This is a genomic window from Kribbella polygonati (assembly GCF_050320105.1).
In the GTDB taxonomy this organism is placed as follows: Bacteria; Actinomycetota; Actinomycetes; order Propionibacteriales; family Kribbellaceae; genus Kribbella.
This window is the reverse complement of sequence record NZ_CP190129.1, coordinates 8,137,529-8,153,204: the sequence shown is the minus strand read 5'-3', so window position 1 is coordinate 8,153,204 and position 15,676 is coordinate 8,137,529. Positions and strand designations below refer to the sequence as shown.

The 15,676-nt window shown below is 66.9% G+C and carries 11 protein-coding genes; 6 read left to right on the top strand and 5 right to left on the bottom strand.

Annotated features, from left to right (window positions below):
- The first annotated feature begins 504 nt into the window (after positions 1–504).
- The gene (locus tag ACQHIV_RS39255; RefSeq protein ID WP_427889399.1) at positions 505–1,305 is read left to right on the top strand and encodes an NYN domain-containing protein; all 801 of its coding nucleotides are present in this window, start codon (positions 505–507) and stop codon (positions 1,303–1,305) included.
- Here ACQHIV_RS39255 and ACQHIV_RS39250 read toward each other — a convergent pair.
- On the bottom strand, positions 1,277–4,672 hold the full coding sequence (locus ACQHIV_RS39250; protein WP_427889398.1) for a phosphocholine-specific phospholipase C: 3,396 nt from the start codon (positions 4,670–4,672) through the stop codon (positions 1,277–1,279). The genes ACQHIV_RS39255 and ACQHIV_RS39250 overlap by 29 nt on opposite strands.
- A 131-nt stretch (positions 4,673–4,803) precedes the next feature.
- Positions 4,804–5,583: an isoprenyl transferase gene (locus ACQHIV_RS39245; protein ID WP_344192808.1), complete on the bottom strand. Its 780-nt coding sequence runs from the start codon at positions 5,581–5,583 to the stop codon at positions 4,804–4,806.
- A gap of 260 nt (positions 5,584–5,843) precedes the next feature.
- On the opposite strand from ACQHIV_RS39245, the gene trhA reads away from it, so the two are divergent.
- Positions 5,844–6,539, top strand: coding sequence for a PAQR family membrane homeostasis protein TrhA (trhA, locus tag ACQHIV_RS39240; RefSeq protein ID WP_427889397.1), 696 nt, complete (start codon positions 5,844–5,846; stop codon positions 6,537–6,539).
- 4 nt (positions 6,540–6,543) lie between these two features.
- Here trhA and ACQHIV_RS39235 read toward each other — a convergent pair whose 3' ends face one another.
- Entirely contained in the window at positions 6,544–6,972 is a 429-nt protein-coding gene (locus ACQHIV_RS39235; RefSeq protein ID WP_427889396.1) for a MarR family winged helix-turn-helix transcriptional regulator, read from the bottom strand.
- A gap of 53 nt (positions 6,973–7,025) precedes the next feature.
- Here ACQHIV_RS39235 and ACQHIV_RS39230 point away from each other — a divergent pair, with 53 nt between their 5' ends.
- Both ACQHIV_RS39230 and ACQHIV_RS39225 read left to right on the top strand, forming a co-directional pair.
- Positions 7,026–8,177, top strand: coding sequence for a phosphotransferase (locus ACQHIV_RS39230; protein WP_427889395.1), 1,152 nt, complete (start codon positions 7,026–7,028; stop codon positions 8,175–8,177).
- Between the two features lie 90 nt (positions 8,178–8,267).
- Positions 8,268–8,738, top strand: coding sequence for a hypothetical protein (locus tag ACQHIV_RS39225; protein WP_427889394.1), 471 nt, complete (start codon positions 8,268–8,270; stop codon positions 8,736–8,738).
- Between the two features lie 105 nt (positions 8,739–8,843).
- On the opposite strand, the gene ACQHIV_RS39220 is transcribed toward ACQHIV_RS39225, so the two are convergent.
- The gene (locus tag ACQHIV_RS39220) at positions 8,844–10,907 is read right to left on the bottom strand and encodes a M4 family metallopeptidase (protein ID WP_427889393.1); all 2,064 of its coding nucleotides are present in this window, start codon (positions 10,905–10,907) and stop codon (positions 8,844–8,846) included.
- A gap of 253 nt (positions 10,908–11,160) precedes the next feature.
- Positions 11,161–13,140, bottom strand: coding sequence for a thioredoxin domain-containing protein (locus ACQHIV_RS39215; RefSeq protein ID WP_427889392.1), 1,980 nt, complete (start codon positions 13,138–13,140; stop codon positions 11,161–11,163).
- Between the two features lie 506 nt (positions 13,141–13,646).
- Here ACQHIV_RS39215 and ACQHIV_RS39210 point away from each other — a divergent pair.
- The gene (locus ACQHIV_RS39210) at positions 13,647–14,345 is read left to right on the top strand and encodes a hypothetical protein (RefSeq protein WP_427889391.1); all 699 of its coding nucleotides are present in this window, start codon (positions 13,647–13,649) and stop codon (positions 14,343–14,345) included.
- Positions 14,346–14,413: 68 nt separating this feature from the next.
- Complete coding sequence (locus ACQHIV_RS39205) at positions 14,414–15,505, top strand: reverse transcriptase domain-containing protein (RefSeq protein ID WP_427889390.1); 1,092 nt, start codon at positions 14,414–14,416, stop codon at positions 15,503–15,505.
- Positions 15,506–15,676: the final 171 nt, after the last annotated feature.

The following is a 15,676-nucleotide window of genomic DNA, read 5'->3' as shown; positions in this document are numbered from 1 at the left end:
GGTTAGGTGATGGGTCGGGTGCCGCCCTCGGGGCCTGGTGTTGGCCCCGTCCGTGCCGCCGCGTGTGCGGCATCGGCGATCAGTGAGTTCGAGACCACGTGGAACGCGTCAGGTCTCGGGGACTCCGTTCGGCCCCTCATGGGGCAACCGGCTGGAACGAGATTCTCAAACTGATCGGGCCTCCCGTGACAGCCGGCTTCCCCTCCGACCGTCTCTGCCAGCGTAGGAGGCTCCCGCAAACGGCGCAGCCCGACACGCCCGGCCACGGGGTTAACACGGCGTTACACCTTCAGCCGCCGGAGGGAGCTCGGTCACTCCCCTGGGTGATCCGGTACCCGCTCCCATGCGGCGACGCTCGGTACATGCGAAAGAACTGGCCGGTACGGCGCACTCGGCCTGTACTGGTCGTTCGGCGGCTCCGGCTACCCGTTCGCGCCCGTCCCCGACGACCGCGCCACAGCCTCGATTCTGGAGGGTACGTCGTAGCGTGTGGTCGCGCCGCTCATGGCAACGATCGGCCTGGCCGGTGCGGTGCTGGCACTCGTGATGACGCGCACACGACCACGTGGGCGGGTGTTTGCGTTCACCGGCGTACCAGGGCCGCAGGGCGGCGTCGGTGACATCCTGTACTGGCACCGCGTGAACCTGATCATCCTGTTCGCCGGCGGGGTGCTCTGGGCGGCCACTGCGATCGCGTACCACCGCCGTAGCCGCAACCTGTGCGTGTCCTGCGGGCGCGGCGTCGCGGAGCACGCCTGGACCCGCCCGGAGGCCGCGCTGCGCTGGGGGAAGTGGGCGGTCGCCGTCGCGGTGGTGGCGAACCTCCCGTACGAGTTCACCCGGATCGCCTGGTACTTCGGCTGGCCGGTCGGGATCAGCGCCGATTTCCACCGGATGATGGCCGACACGCCCGGGATGCTCGAAATGGGTCTCGGGCTGGCCGTGCTGGGCCTCGGCGGCGGCGTACTCACGCACGGGCTGGTGCACCGTTGGGGCGAGGTCTACCCGCGGTGGATCTGGTTCAGGGCCGGCCGCAGGGTCCCACCGCTGCTGGCGATCCTGCCCGCGTCGGTGGTGGCCGTCGTACTGATCCCGGCCGGGCTGATGAACGCTCAGGCGCCGCTCCACGGCGACAACTGGGCGACCAACGCTCCGGGCATCCTCTGGACGGTGTGGGGCGCGGCGTTGGGTGCTGCGACGTACGCGTACTACCTGCGCCGGCGGTCGACGTGCAGGCGGTGCGGCCGCGGGACCACACCGCCTGCATTGGTCGAGCTCAGCCGATCGGTTTCGAGTCCAGCCTGATGTGGTCGATCGCCCAGTACCAGTTGTTGCGGGCGTCGTACACCCGGAACCGCAGGGTCACGGTGGTTGCTCCGGCAGGTACGGCGAGTTCCTTGCGGATCTCCTTGTTCTCCACGTCCTTACCGGCGTTGTCGTTGCCCGTGGCATCGCTGCTGTAGCGGAGCAGGTCCACGGAGGCGCCTGTGTCGAACGTAGCCGTCAGCAACACCTTCTGCGGTGCCTCTTGGCGGTAGTGCGAGTCGAAGACCAGGTACAGCTTCGACGTACCGCTCGGGATCTGTACGGCGGGCGACACCAGTGTGGAGTCGAACGCACCGCGCGCCGACGGGTTGCCGGTGTCGTCCCAGTCGTCCGGGTCCGCGACAGCCAGCACGCCCAGGCCCAGCGTGAACTTGTCACGGTCCTGTGCGCCGGTGCTGTGCAGCCTCTTGGTCATGAACGTCCAGCCCTGCAGCTCGCGCGTGCCCTGCGGCATTCCTGGCGCGTTCACCACCGACCAGCCCGCGGGAGGCGTGGCTGTCCAGCCCAGCAGCGTGGCCGGGGCAGGGCGGTCCAAGGACGTCTGCAGTTGGTCGGCCAGCGACTCGAAGTCCTCGTCCAGCAGGTGCCCGGTCATGACCGGGCCGACCATCGGCGTGGTCGTGGCTGCTGCCGTGACCTGCCGGCCGCGCGCCTGCGCCTGTACGGCGACCTGCAGAGCGCGCGGATCCTGGTTGGTCAGGGCGGCTGGCGAAGTCACCTGCCAGGTAGCTGTCGCCGTTTGGCCCGCTGCGAGCGTTGTAGGCGCCGCAGTGACCAGGGTGGCCGTCCAGCCCGCAGGAACGGTCAGGGCGGCCGAGAGCGCCGTCACGTCGTCAGCAGCGGTCAGAGTCGCTGTAACAGGCGTCTGCTTGCCTGGCACGATCACCTGCTCGTCAATGGTCGTCGACACCTTGCCCAACCCCAGGGAAGCGCCCAGCACAGCGGCGACCTTCGGGATGGCTGCGGCCTCAGTCACCACCAAGCGCTCACCGGCGCGCCCGTGCAGGAACACGCGCACCCGTCGCAGGTCCTGGTCAGTCGTGCCGATCGGCGCAGTCACCTCCCAGGTCGCCGTCGCCGTCTGCTTGGCGGTCCAGCCCACAGGAACGTCAAGTACGGCGGTCAGCCCGGTCACGGTCTCCGAGTACGACAGGTTGGCGGTCAGGGTCGTCGGCCGGCCGGGCACGATGCTGGGCAGCGTCAGCCAAGCGGTCACCGGATCCGGCAGCCCCAGCGCGGGGTCGGTGGTGCCCGTAGTGCGGCTGGGCAGCCGGCCCGCGCGCCGCCGCAGGAAGAACGCGTCACCCGTCGCCGTCACGGCCACGTCGTACCAGCCGTGCGAGCCGATCCGGACCGGCACCGCTCGCGAGGCCCCAGCCGGTACGACGACGGTTCGCATGCCCTCGCCGTACGCAAGATCGCCCACCTGGAACGTCTCCGACCGACGGCCGTGGTTGACGAGCTTCACGAGCAGTACGGCGTCGTTGAGCTCGACCGTGGCGTCAAGACCTCCGTCACGGCCTCGTACGTGCCAAAGTGTGCCGCTAGGGCCGTGCATGCGCAGGTCGAACCCGTTAGGCCCATAGCTCCACACGTCGTCCAGCTGCTTGCCGCCCTCGACGGTGTAGAACCGCGGCTTCTCCCCCGGCTCCGGGTACGTCGCAACGACAGCTGCCTGCGTCCCGTGGTTGGCGAAGTCCACGGTGACCCGGTTGGCCTCGACACGGCTGGCCAGCGTCAGCGAGTACGGCAGCGGGCGCAGCGTCTTCGTACCGCGTTGCTGGCGCGGCGGGGTCTGCGGGCTCGGCACGGTCGGCGCAGGGCGTCCCGCGGCGTCGTCGCTCTTCTTGCGGTTGCCGCTCGTGTCCGGGAGCTGCGGCCACTGCGGCTCGGCTCCGGAGAAGTCGAACGCCGACACGAGGTCGCCGGTGATCGCCCGGCGCCACGGGCTGATGTTCGGTTCCAGTACGCCGAACCGCCGCTCCAGGAACTGGATCACCGAGGTGTGGTCGTACACGGTCGAGTCGACGGCGCCACCGCGCGTCCAGGGCGAGGCGATGATCATCGGCACGCGCGTACCGAGCCCGAGCGCGGTAGGCCCACCTACCTGCGTCTCACCGGCCGGCAGCGTGTGCGACCAGGTCAGCGTCCCGTCCGCCGCACGAACGCGGTACTGGCCGCTCTGACTCACAACGCGGTACCCCGCGCTGCCGCTTGAACGCTGGACGCGTACGACGACCTCACCGTCCGGGCTGACCGTGCTCTTACCGCGGCCAGCAGCCACCGGAGGCGTTGGCGGCAGCACGTGGTCGAAGAAGCCGCCATGCTCGTCGTAGTTGAGGATGAACGCGGTCTTCGCCCACACCGCTGGGTTGTCGGCCAGCGCGGCCAGCAACTGTGCGGTCAGGTGCTCGCCGTTCGGCGGCGTGTACGACGCATGCTCGGACAGCGCGGCAGGAGCGACCAGCCACGACACCTGCGGCAACTGGTCCGCCTGTACGTCGTCCGCGAACTGCTTCACCAACGCGGCGCCCATCGCGAACGCGTCACCCTGCTGGCTGCTGTCACCGACCATCCGCAGGCCGCGCTCGTACAGCGACGACCCGGGCTCCGCCTTCACGAACGCCGAGAACCAGGCCAGCGCGTTGTCGTCGAAGTTGTCCAGCGCCTGGTACGTCTTCCAGGTGATCCCGGCCGCCTCCAGCCGTTCGGCGTACGTCGTCCACTCGTAGCCGCCGGAGATCTCCGTGTTGTCGAAGAGCGGCAGGTCGCGGACGGTACCGCCGCTGGTGCCGGTCATGAAGTGCTCGCGGTTCGGGTTGGTGCTGGTCTCCATGGACGCGTGGTAGGCGTCGCAGACCGTGAAGACCGAGGTCAGGGCGGCGTAGAACGGCATGTCGGCGGGTTCGTAGTACCCCTGACCGAGCCAGCCGCTGCCGCGGCGGGTCACGTAGCCGTCGGCGAGGCCCTCGTTGCGGGCGCTCATCGAGGTGGCGTAGCCGAAGTCGGCGGCGCCCTGACGGTACGCGTTGGTGTGCGCGGCGTTCATGCTGAACGGCGCCAGCCAGCCCTCCGGGCGGGACGGGTCGGGCTGGTACATCACGGGCAGGCCGTTGACGCCACGGACCGCCGTACGGTCGCCGTAGCCGCGAACGCCGGCGGCGGTACCGAAGTAGTGGTCGAAGGCGCGGTTCTCCTGCATCAGGATCACGACATGCTCGATGTCCTCGAGCCGGCCGGGACGGCTCGGCGCGGCGAGGGCCTGCTGGAGGCTGGGCGGCAGGGCGGCCAGTACGGCGGCACCCACGGCACCGCCGAGCACCGTACGGCGGGAAACGGTGGTCATCCGGACTTCTCCGATCTCACGGGGTCGTCCGGGAGCCTGTTCAGCGCAGGCGAATACGCCGTGAACACGAGGCGATCACGGCATTGAAATTGGTCCGGACAACTGGTGAATAGGTCCGGACCAATGCGCCTTTAGGTGCCGAAGCGGCGCTCGCGCTGGGCGTAGCTGCGGATCGCGCGCAGGAAGTCGACGTGCCGGAAGTCCGGCCAGAGCGCCTCGCAGAAGTAGAACTCGCTCAGCGCGCTCTGCCAGAGCAGGAACCCGCCGAGCCGCTGCTCACCCGACGTACGGATGACCAGGTCGGGGTCGGGCTGGCCCTTCGTGTACAGGTGACGGGCGATGTGCTCGACGTCGACCCGGTCGGCCAGCTCCTCGATCGAGATGCCCTTCGCGGCCTCCTCGAGCAGCAGCGAGCGGACCGCGTCGGCGAGCTCGCGGCGGCCGCCGTACCCGACGGCGACGTTCACGAGCATGCCGTTGACGTCCTGGGTCGCGGTCTCGGCCGCCTTCAGGGCTTCGGCCGTACTGCCCGGCAGCAGGTCGAGCGCGCCGACCGGGTGGATCCGCCAGCGGCCGATCGCGGTCAGCTCCTCGACGGCCTGCTCGATGATCCGCAGCAGCGGCTCCAGCTCGTCGGCCGGCCGGGTCAGGTTGTCGGTGGACAGCATCCACACCGTGACGACCTTGACCCCGACCTCGTCGCACCAGTAGAGGAACTCGGAGATCTTGTTGGCCCCGGCCTCGTGACCGCGCGACACCGGGTCGCCGCCCTGCCGGGCCCAGCGCCGGTTGCCGTCGATGATGACGCCGATGTGCCGCGGGATCCGGTCCGGCGACAGCGATCGGGTGAGCCGGCGTTCGTACAGTCCGTAGACCGCGTCGCGCAGCTTCTGCTTGCCAGGTGTCCGCATGGGCAGGGTGCTCTCCTCAATGACTTCTCGACCACGAGGCTAGCCCAGATCCGCCCCGGTCGGAGAGGCCCTGGAGTGCCTCACAGCAAGCTGTCAGCAAGGTCGAACTTTCCTCGAAGTTCGTGCATCGAACACGCGGAGGTGTCGCGTCGTCCGGGTGACGTCGCCTACATTTCATCCTTCTGGACCATTGAACCTACGGTTGCGTAGGTTACGGTGGCGTAGGTACACCCCGCCCGGCACCCCTCGAAAGGACGGCGATGACCGCTAGCAGCGCCCAGCCCCAGGACCTCGGGCACCGGCTCTCCGGCCGGATCGGACCGCTCAAGCCGAAACTTCGTGGATGGTTGCACGCCGGCACGTTCCCGTTCGCCACTGCCGCCGGCATCGTCCTGATCTGCCTCGCACCGCACGCCAACGCCCGCTGGGCGGCCGCGGTCTACACGGTCGGCGCGATGCTGCTGTTCGGCATCTCCGCGCTGTATCACCGGTTCTACTGGGGCCCGACCGGCGAGGCGATCCTGCGCCGGCTCGACCACAGCAACATCTTCCTGCTGATCGCCGGGACCTACACGCCGCTCGGCATGGTGCTGCTGCACGGCAAGGACCGCGTGCTGATGCTCAGCCTGGTCTGGGGCGGCGCCGCGGCCGGCATCCTGTTCCGGATCTTCTGGCTGAGCGCACCGCGCTGGATCTACACGCCGATCTACCTCGCGCTCGGCTGGGTCGCGATCTTCTGGATGGGCGACATCTACCAGACCGGCGGCGCCGCGGTCGTCACACTGATCGCGGTCGGCGGCGGCCTGTACTCGCTCGGCGCCGTCGTCTACGGCACCAAGCGCCCGAACCCGTCCCCCCGCTGGTTCGGCTTCCACGAGATCTTCCACGCCTTCACCGTGGCCGCCTTCATCTGCCACTACATCGCCGTCAGCATCGCGACGTACCGCGCGGGCTGATCGGTCAGGGCCACTCCCCCAGTTCTTCGAGGGTCTGACGGAAGGCCGTGTAGCGGGTCGGGCCCAGGTGGTCCGACCAGGCCTCCTCCACCCGGGCGATGGCGGCCTGGCCGTAGGCGACGGCCTTGTCGCCGGCCGGGGTACGGCGGACCAGGCGGACGCGACGGTCCTCCGGTAGCCGGGCCGACTCGGTGTAGCCGAGTTTCTGCAGGTAGTCGACGTGCTGGCCGAGGCCCTGCTTGGTCATCATCGCGACCTCGGCGAGGTCGGTGACGCGCGCGCCGTCGGGCGGGATGAGTTCGAGCAGGCGGAAGTGCGAGACGCGCAGGCCGGGGAACTGCTGCTCGGCGTCGGCCAGGATCTCTGCGCGGATCCGGCGCAGCGCCTCGCCGAGCAGTCGCGCCACATGGTCCGTGCCGTTGACGGAGGTCATAAAGCAACTTTACTATGCCGATAGTAAAGTGACTTTGCTTCCGTGGGGGGAACATGATCACCGCACTCGAACCGTTGGGCCGCGACGCCTTGCCGGCCGCCGACCTGACCGCCCTGGTCCGGACGATCACCGGCGACCCGGCGGCGGTGCCGAGCAGCGCCCGCGTCGAGCCGGTCGACTACCCGATCGGTACGCCGAGCACCGAGTCGCTGCACCGCGTGTTCGGTACGGCGGGAGACGTCAGCTGGTCGTGCTTCGTCAAGAAACTCCAATCGGTCCGGCACTCGCCGATCATCGAGCTGGTACCGCCGGAGTTCCGGCAGAGCTTCATCGACTACATGCCCTGGGACCTGGAGATCGCGGTGCACCGCAGCGGCATCGGCGACCTGATGCCGGCCGGGCTGCGGCTCGCGAAGGCGTACCGGATCGACCTGTACGACGACGACCACGGCACGATCTGGATGGAGAACGTCGTCCAGGAGTGGGGACCGTGGCCGATCGAACGCTTCGAGCGGGCGGCGTACCTCCTCGGGCGGCTGTCCGCGCGGCGGCAGCCACACCTCGTCGAGCCGCTGATCGACCGTGAGGTCTCCAGGATGCCTGGGTGCGGTCTGCGGTACTACGCGGACGGCCGCGTCCAGAAGGCCGCCCTGCCCGCACTGGCGGATCCTGCGACCTGGCGGCAGCCCCTGCTCGCGGCGGCGGTCTGCAACCTCAGCGACCACCGCTTGAAGGACGACCTGCTGGAACTCGGTCGGCAGGTGCCCGTGGTGCTCGACGCGTTGGACGCGCTCCCCCAGTGCTACCAGCACGGAGACGCGAGCCCGCAGAACCTGCTGGTGCCTCACGACAGCCCTGACGAGTTCGTGGCGATCGACTGGGGCTTCGACTGTCCACAGGCCGTGGGATTCGACCTAGGCCAGTTGCTGGTCGGTCTTGCGCACGCGGGCGAGTTGTCGGCGGAGGCGCTGCCCGCAGTACACAACGTGATCCTGAAGGCGTTCCTGGAAGGCCTTGCAGCAGACGGGATGCGCGTGGACGAGGAGCAGGTTCTGTACGGGTACCTGGGCTCGCTCCTTGTCCGGGCCGCGTTCACTGCGCTGCCGTTGGAGCTGTTCGGGAAGGCTGATGCGTCGCCGGACCTGTTCGAGCAGCGGGTATTACTGACCCGAGTGCTCGTCAACCTGGTGTCAGAGGTGATCTGAACATTTCAGTCGTGTCACAGCTGCAACGAACGGCCCCTCACCGTGTATCCCTTGTGCGTGAGGAACCTGAGCAGATACACCACAGTGGCCGTGATCGCAGGACTCATGCTGACTGGGTGCGGTAACGAGTCAGGATCCAGCGGTACGCCGAGCAGCACGCCGCCACCGACCATACCGACGGTCACCCAGTCGGCCCCGGTAGGCGCCGGGCTGCCCGTGACCGTCGCCCGGACCGGCGGGTTCGCAGGCTTCGACGACCAGGTGCAGATCGGTACGGATGGCATCGCGACGGTGAGCTCCCGCGGTAAGCCGACGCTGCGATGCAAGCTCGACCCGGCGTTCCTGGCCACCATCAGCGCAGCCGTCGAGAAGGTCGACTGGGCGAGCCTGGCGGCGGCCAAACCGGCCACGAAGCACCCCGACGACATGATCGTGTCCGTGACCGCGAACGGGAAGACCGCGCGGATCGAGGAGCCGCAGCTCAAAGTACTGGCGGCCCCGGTGACCAAGCTGCTCACCGAAGCCGCCATCCCGCCGGGCAAACTCTGCACGAAGCTCTAGCCGCGTCGACGGGGGCGGAGTCGACGCAACCGGAACCACCTTGTGACGAAGGGAATCCGGGGCGCGCGTGGCCTTGGGCGGAGGCCGCGCGCGCCCCGGACGTTCTCAGCTGACGGTCAGCGAGGTGTCGTCGACGACGAAGCTCGTCTGCGCCGAGGAGTCCTCCTGGCCGACGAACTTGATCGTCACCGTCTTGCCCTTGTACGCCGAGAGGTTCAGCGTCTTCTGCACGTACGACGTGTTCTTGTTCAGGTTCGAGTACGTCGCCAGCGTGCTCGTCGTCGAGCCGTCGACGACCTGGACCTTCGCGGTGTCGTACGCCGTGGTCGTGGTGGTCTCCGCGGTGTCGATGCGGATCCAGAACGACAGGCTGGCCGACGTCGCCGACGCCGGGATCGCGACCGACTGGCCGACGCTCTCGGTGGTGGCGCGGCCGTTGCCCTGCAGCCACAGCTTCCAGGTACCGGTGCGCGCCGGGCGGCCGGTGTTGTCCGTGACCGGGCCGGCGGTGCCGGTCCAGTCGACCGCGCCGGACTCGAAGCCCGGGTTCTTCAGCAGGTTGTCGCCGGTCGGGGGCGGCGTGGTGCCACCACCGCAGGCGGCCGAGCCGGCCGGGACCGAGATGCCGCCGAACGCGGCCTCGATGCCCTTGCACTGCGCGGAGTCCGCGCCGTACAGCTCCTTCGCGGAGTTGATCGCGCCCTCACGCGCGTCCTTGTAGGTGCTGCCCGAGCTCAGCTTGGTGCTCAGCGTCCGGTACCAGACCTTGGCGGCGACGTCCCGGCCGACACCGGCGAACGTCGTACCGTTGCAGGCGGTGCTGTTGTAGGTGACGCCGTTGATGGTCTTGCTGCCGGTGCCCTCGGAAGCCAGGTAGAACCAGTGGTTCAGCGGGCCGGACGAGTAGTGCGGGTCCAGGCCGCCGGTGCTGGTCGTCCAGCAGTCCTTGCTGGCCCCGTCCTTCGACGGCTTGTCCATGTAGCGCAGCGGCGTACCGTCGCCGTTGATGTTGATCTTCTCGCCGATCAGGTAGTCACCCGGGTCGCTCGCGTTGTTCGCGTACCACTCGACCATGGTGCCGAAGATGTCCGAGGTCGCCTCGTTCAGGCCGCCCGCGTCACCGGAGTAGTTCAGGTTGGCGGTCGCCTCGGTGACACCGTGGCTCATCTCGTGACCGGCCACGTCGATCGCGGTCAGCGGGTGCGTGTTGCTGATCCCGTCGCCGTACGTCATCTGGGTGCCGTCCCAGAACGCGTTCACGTACGCGTTGCCGTAGTGGACCCGGGAGCGGGCGCCCTGGCCGTTGTTGAAGATGCCGTTGCGGCTGTGGACGTTCTTGTAGTAGTCCCAGGTCAGCTGGGCGCCGTAGTGCGCGTCGACCGCGGCGGTCGCCCGGTCCGAGGCCGCACCGCTGCCCCAGGTGTCGTCGGCGTCGGTGAACGTGGTGCCGTTCCCGGACGTCGCGCCCTTGAGGTCCGTGGTGTAGTTGCCGCCGCGGGTCGGGTCGGTCATCGAGAAGTTGCCGGACGTTCCCGACGTACCGATCGTGACCTTGCCGGCGTACATCGAGTTGCCGGTGCCTTCCTTGATCTCGTCGTTCTGCGCCAGCACCTTGCCGGAGTTGGCGTCGACGTACGTGTGCAGCACCGACGGGGTCTGGTCGGGCTTCACGCCGGTCGTCACGACGTCGTACGCGAGCACCGGCTTGGCCGGTGTCACGAAGACGACCAGCTGGCCCTTGTTGGTGTTCGCCTTGAACTTGGCGGACTGCGCACCCTTGGTGAGGGCGGCCGACTGGGACAGGGTCGGCTTGGTGGAGACCTCGACGGCCTTGGCGCCACGGTTGTACGTGACCTGGCCGATCGACTCACCCTTGCGCTTGACGATCAGGTCGCCACCGACGACCTTCAGGCCGTTGTACGTCCGGTCGTAGCGGACGTACTCCGTACCGTCCGGGTCCTTCACGACGTCGCGGACCTGGAGCTGCTCGCCGGAGCCGAGCCCGAGGGCGGCGGCCGTCTGCGCGGTCAGCGCCTGTTCGGCCTTGACGGCAGCCGGCTGGTTGAAGCCGGACGCCGGGAGCGGCACCGCCCGTTCGGCGGCACCCGCTGTCGACGCGGTGAACCCCGTCATGCCAGTGGCCAGACCCGCCGCTGCGACGATCGCCACCGCCCCTGCTGATGTCAGTCGTTTCAAGACAACATCTCCTCACGGTGTGGTCGCTGTTTGGGCGCAGCGACCAATTCAGTTGGGGACGCGCCGGATGCTGACGCAACAGTGCCACTGCCTCATTTGTGACACTTTGTGTCGGTACATGCGAGTTCTGTTACATCCGGCTTGAGGACCGACTGTTGCCGCCCGGTCGCCGTGAGTCAAGGGAACTGAGTGAAACCTGAGGGAAAACCCGCACCCGCGCAGGGCCTCAGTGCACAGGACGCAACAGGTGCCGAAGGTCTTCCGGCAACGTCACCGGCAGCTTGCAGGTGAATTTCTGACACACGTACGCCGTCGGCCGCCCGTCCAGCAGACTGCGCCCCTCCATCAGAGGCACCCCCAGTTCAGGCGCACCGGCAACAATCGCCGTGCCCCACGGAGCGTTGCCAAAGGCAACCCGAACAAGCTCCCCACCCGAGCCGGCGGGGGTGTTCGTGACGATCGCGATTTCCAGGGGGCCGGTGGTGATGGTCTCGGCGACCGCCAGGGCGCGGGCGGCGAAGCGGGGGGCTTGGGTCGCGATGGTGGAGGAGGCTGTCAGGGCTTGGTGAGCGGCGGTTTCGTATTGGTCTGAACCGGTCAGGCTGGCGAGGGTGGTGAGGGCTTCGGCGGTGAGGCTGACGCCGGAGGGGGTGGCGTTGTCGGTGGCGTCCTGCGGGCGCCAGATCAGCTGCTCGGCGTCGGCCGCGGTGTCGTAGTAGGTGCCGTCGGCAACGAACTGCTCCAGGACCCGCCCGAGCAGCGCCTCCGCCGTACGGAACCACTCGACGTCCCCGGTCGCCCCCAGCAACGTCAGACAACCCTGCGCGAACGCCGCGTAGTCCTCCAGTACGCCGTCCGCACTCCCCCGTACGCCGTCCCGCGACGTTCGGTACAACCGCGCCCCGTCGAGATGCACATCCCGGATCAACCGCGCCGCCCCCAGCGCGGCCCCGACGTACTCGGGCCGCTCCAGCAGCACGCCTGCCCGGGTGAGGGCCGTGATCGCGAGACCGTTCCAGGCGGCAACCACCTTGTCGTCACGCCCCGGGTAGGTACGAAGGCTCCGAGCGGACCTCAGCTCCCCGCGGACCCGAGACCAACGGACCTCGTCGGACGGGTCTTGCCTGAGCTGCAGGACCGAGGAGCCGTGCTCGAAGGTGCCGGTGACATCGCACAAGTTGATCACCCACGCGGCATCGTCGGCACTCAACACCGCATGCAGTTCCTCAGGTGTCCAGACGTAGTACTTGCCTTCCTCCCCCTCCGTGTCCGCGTCCAGCGCCGACGCGAACCCGCCGTCGGCCGTCCGCAGCTCCCCCAGCAGAAAGTCCGCGGTCTCCACCGCGACCCGCCGAGCCAACGGATCCCCTGACACGACCCACCACTGCGTGTACACGTCGAGCAGCAACGCGTTGTCGTACAGCATCTTCTCGAAGTGCGGCACCACCCACTGCCCGTCGACGGAGTACCGCGCGAACCCGCCCGCCAGCTGGTCGTACATCCCGCCGCGCGCCATCCGCGCACAGGTCTGCGCCACCATCGCCAACGCGTCCTCGTCCCCGGTCCGCCGGTGGTGCCGGAGCAGGAAGTCGAGCACCATCGACGGCGGGAACTTCGGCGCCCGCCCGAACCCGCCGTCCACCGGATCGAAGTCCACCTTCAGCAGCTCGACGGCCCGCTCGAGGTCGAAGTCCGACGACGTACCGGCCTGCTGCGCCCCGAGCTGCCCGACGACCCGCTTCCCGATGCCGTCGAGCTGCTCACGCTTGTGCTGCCAGGCGTCCGTGATGGCCTCCAGCACCTGCCCGAATGACGCCATCCCACCACGCGCCTCACGAGGGAAGTACGTCCCACAGAAGAACGGCTCTCCGGCCGGCGTCAGGAACACCGACATCGGCCACCCGCCCTGCCCGGTCATCGCGACGGTCGCCGCCATGTAGATCGCGTCGACGTCCGGCCGCTCCTCGCGGTCCACCTTCACACTCACGAAGTGCTCGCTCAGGTACGCCGCCGTACCGGGGTCCTCGAACGACTCGTGCGCCATCACATGACACCAGTGACACGCGGAGTACCCGACCGACAGGAACACCGGTACGTCGCGCTGCCTGGCATCCGCGAACGCGTCCTCGCCCCACTCCCACCAGTCCACAGGATTCCCCGCATGCTGCAAGAGATACGGACTCGTCGCCGATGCCAGCCGGTTCACCCCACCATCCTCCCCCACGCCACGAACTGTTGTTCACCACCCACAATTCGAGCGTCGCCTGACACACGAGAGTGATACACGGGCACCCTCAGAATCGCCGTCACCGGCCCGCCGGTGACACGTATATCAACTCGCCCTTCACGTATCAATCCCGAGCGCGCCTGCCACTGGTCGCCAGTAGCAGAGACCCGAAGGCCCTCTTGGCGATCGCAGCAACGGGCCTGGGGGACGAAGGAACGTCGCTCGCGGCGAAGTGACGCACCTCCGCCGACCCCGCACGAGGATCGTCAACCGGGGTCTCGCGGAACCTCACGTCGGGCACGCGGAGGTCATCCACGACGAGCGTCTAGGAGTGTTCGTGCTCCTGGAGGCGATCGTCCTCTCTTCGGTCGACGACGCGCCGCCGAGGGAAGCCCCGATCTGCGGCCTGAACTGCGGAATTGACATCTATCTGGTGCCCAGCGCTCACTCTCGGTCTGAGCGGGCATCGCTGCTATCGTCTGAGCATGGTCGTCGACAACAGAGAGCCACAAGATCGACCGCCGGTCTTTCTATTCTTGGACGAATCAGGAACCGCCCCAAGTGATCCCCTGACCATGGTGGGCGCTACCGCATTTCATGATATTGACAAAGCGGAGGCGGCGATCATCGAGGCGCATGGCCGCGCCCTAGGAGATGCATCCCTGTGGCGCAGTTCAGCGAGACGTCGAAAATTCTCGGAAGTTGGATTTCATTTCACCGAAGACAGCGAGTCGGTGAGAAGTGCCTTTCTCTCAGCGCTCGACTCAATCGATTATCGGGCCTACGCAGCTTATGCGAAAAATGATGAGCAGCGCAGTACGACCGACCTCATCGTGGCGATGTATGGCACATTGCTGTCGAGCGTACTCGCCCGATACCAAGAATACACACTCACTGTTGTGTTCGAGCAGAATTCGACGATGGATTCGCTGTATGGCAAGATCTGGTCAGTGTTGCAGGACACGATTCGAGGCATTGAGTCCGCCACGGCATTGCGTGGTACAAAATCCGCACCATGCTTGGCAGCGACGGACTACGTTCTCGGCGTCACGCGGGCGCACCTCCTGGAAGGTGCCTCGGACTTCCAGGAGAGACGCTTCGTCGCGTTGGGGAGAAGTTATGCCTACCTCATCGACTTCGATGACGACCGACACCTAGGTGGCAGGAAGCACCCTATACTGTGAGCGCCGGGGGTGCTGCAGCCTTGGGGACGAGTCGTCCTCGCGACCACGTGATGTGTGAGAATCCCGCTATGGCACCCTCGGTCCCCCTCTTCGAGTTCACGTGTCACCAGTCCATCGCCTCGCTGGAAGTCCCGCTTGGCAAGCCGACTCAAGCGCTGGAACGCCTGGCCGCGACTTGCGACACCGGCGAGGCTTACAAGACTCATTCCCTCTGGGTTCGCCGCAAATTGCGAGACGTCTCCGTTCCGAATAGTCAACTGGACCTTGTTCACCGCCGGATAAACTCGCTCATCTTTCCCGCAGACCTAGCAATGAGGAAAGAGGTCAACGGATTCGTAGCTAGGAGATCCACGATCACGAACGCCCTGCCTCATATTGGAGCCAAATACCTGCAGAAGTTTGATATCAAAGACTTCTTCACCAACATAAGAACGTCACAGGTTCAGACAGCATTGTGCGATATTGGTTTCGGCACCGAGGCCGCAACTATGATCAGTCGGTTGGTGTCGTGTAATGGTCGTGTCCCGCTCGGAGCCAGGACGAGCCCGCGAATCTCAAATTTGATACTAGGATTGTTTGACGATTCCATGATTGCGCTAGCCGCCGAGCGGAAGCTCGTCTACAGTCGATACGCCGATGACTTGTCGTTCAGTGCCCAGGAACTTTTTGACGTCAGCGGTGAGGTCAGAGCGGCATTGGCGTCCAGTGGGTTTGAATTGAATGCGTCGAAAACGAAATCGTTCAAACTTGGACAGCCAATGTTCGTGACCGGGTTAGCGATTTCGGATGAGTTGCGGCCACGCCTTCGCAAGCGATTCAAGTCGCGACTCCGCCGCGAGTTCTACTTCGTAGAGAAGTACGGCCTGGTGGGACATGCCGACGAGATTGGCGCGCACCCGGAGCGCACGGCGGATCGGCTGATTGGTCAGTTCTACTATGCGAAGTCAGTTGAACCAGAGTTCGCTACTAGATTGAAATCCAGGTATCCAAATGCCTTCCGCGACCTGATTCCTCAGCGAACTGATAGCCGCGTCGAACGCGCCCAGCGCCACAGGCAGGAATTTCTGACCAAAGTGAGGAACGCGCCAGCGCAAACTCTCCCGTTCTATACACCGACAGCGTCACTGCCGCTTGCCCCAGCCCGCCGTGCGGCCAAGTGACGACGTCGCGGCGAGCGTGCCGAGCACGAGGGACTCCGGCTCATCACACCGTGAAGATCTTCCGGAACCGTACGGACTGATACACGAGGGTGATGCACGAGGCCCGGAATCTCTGGCACAGAACGGCACAGAACGAACCGACTCGGCACGAAATCGACCTCCGACCTGGGC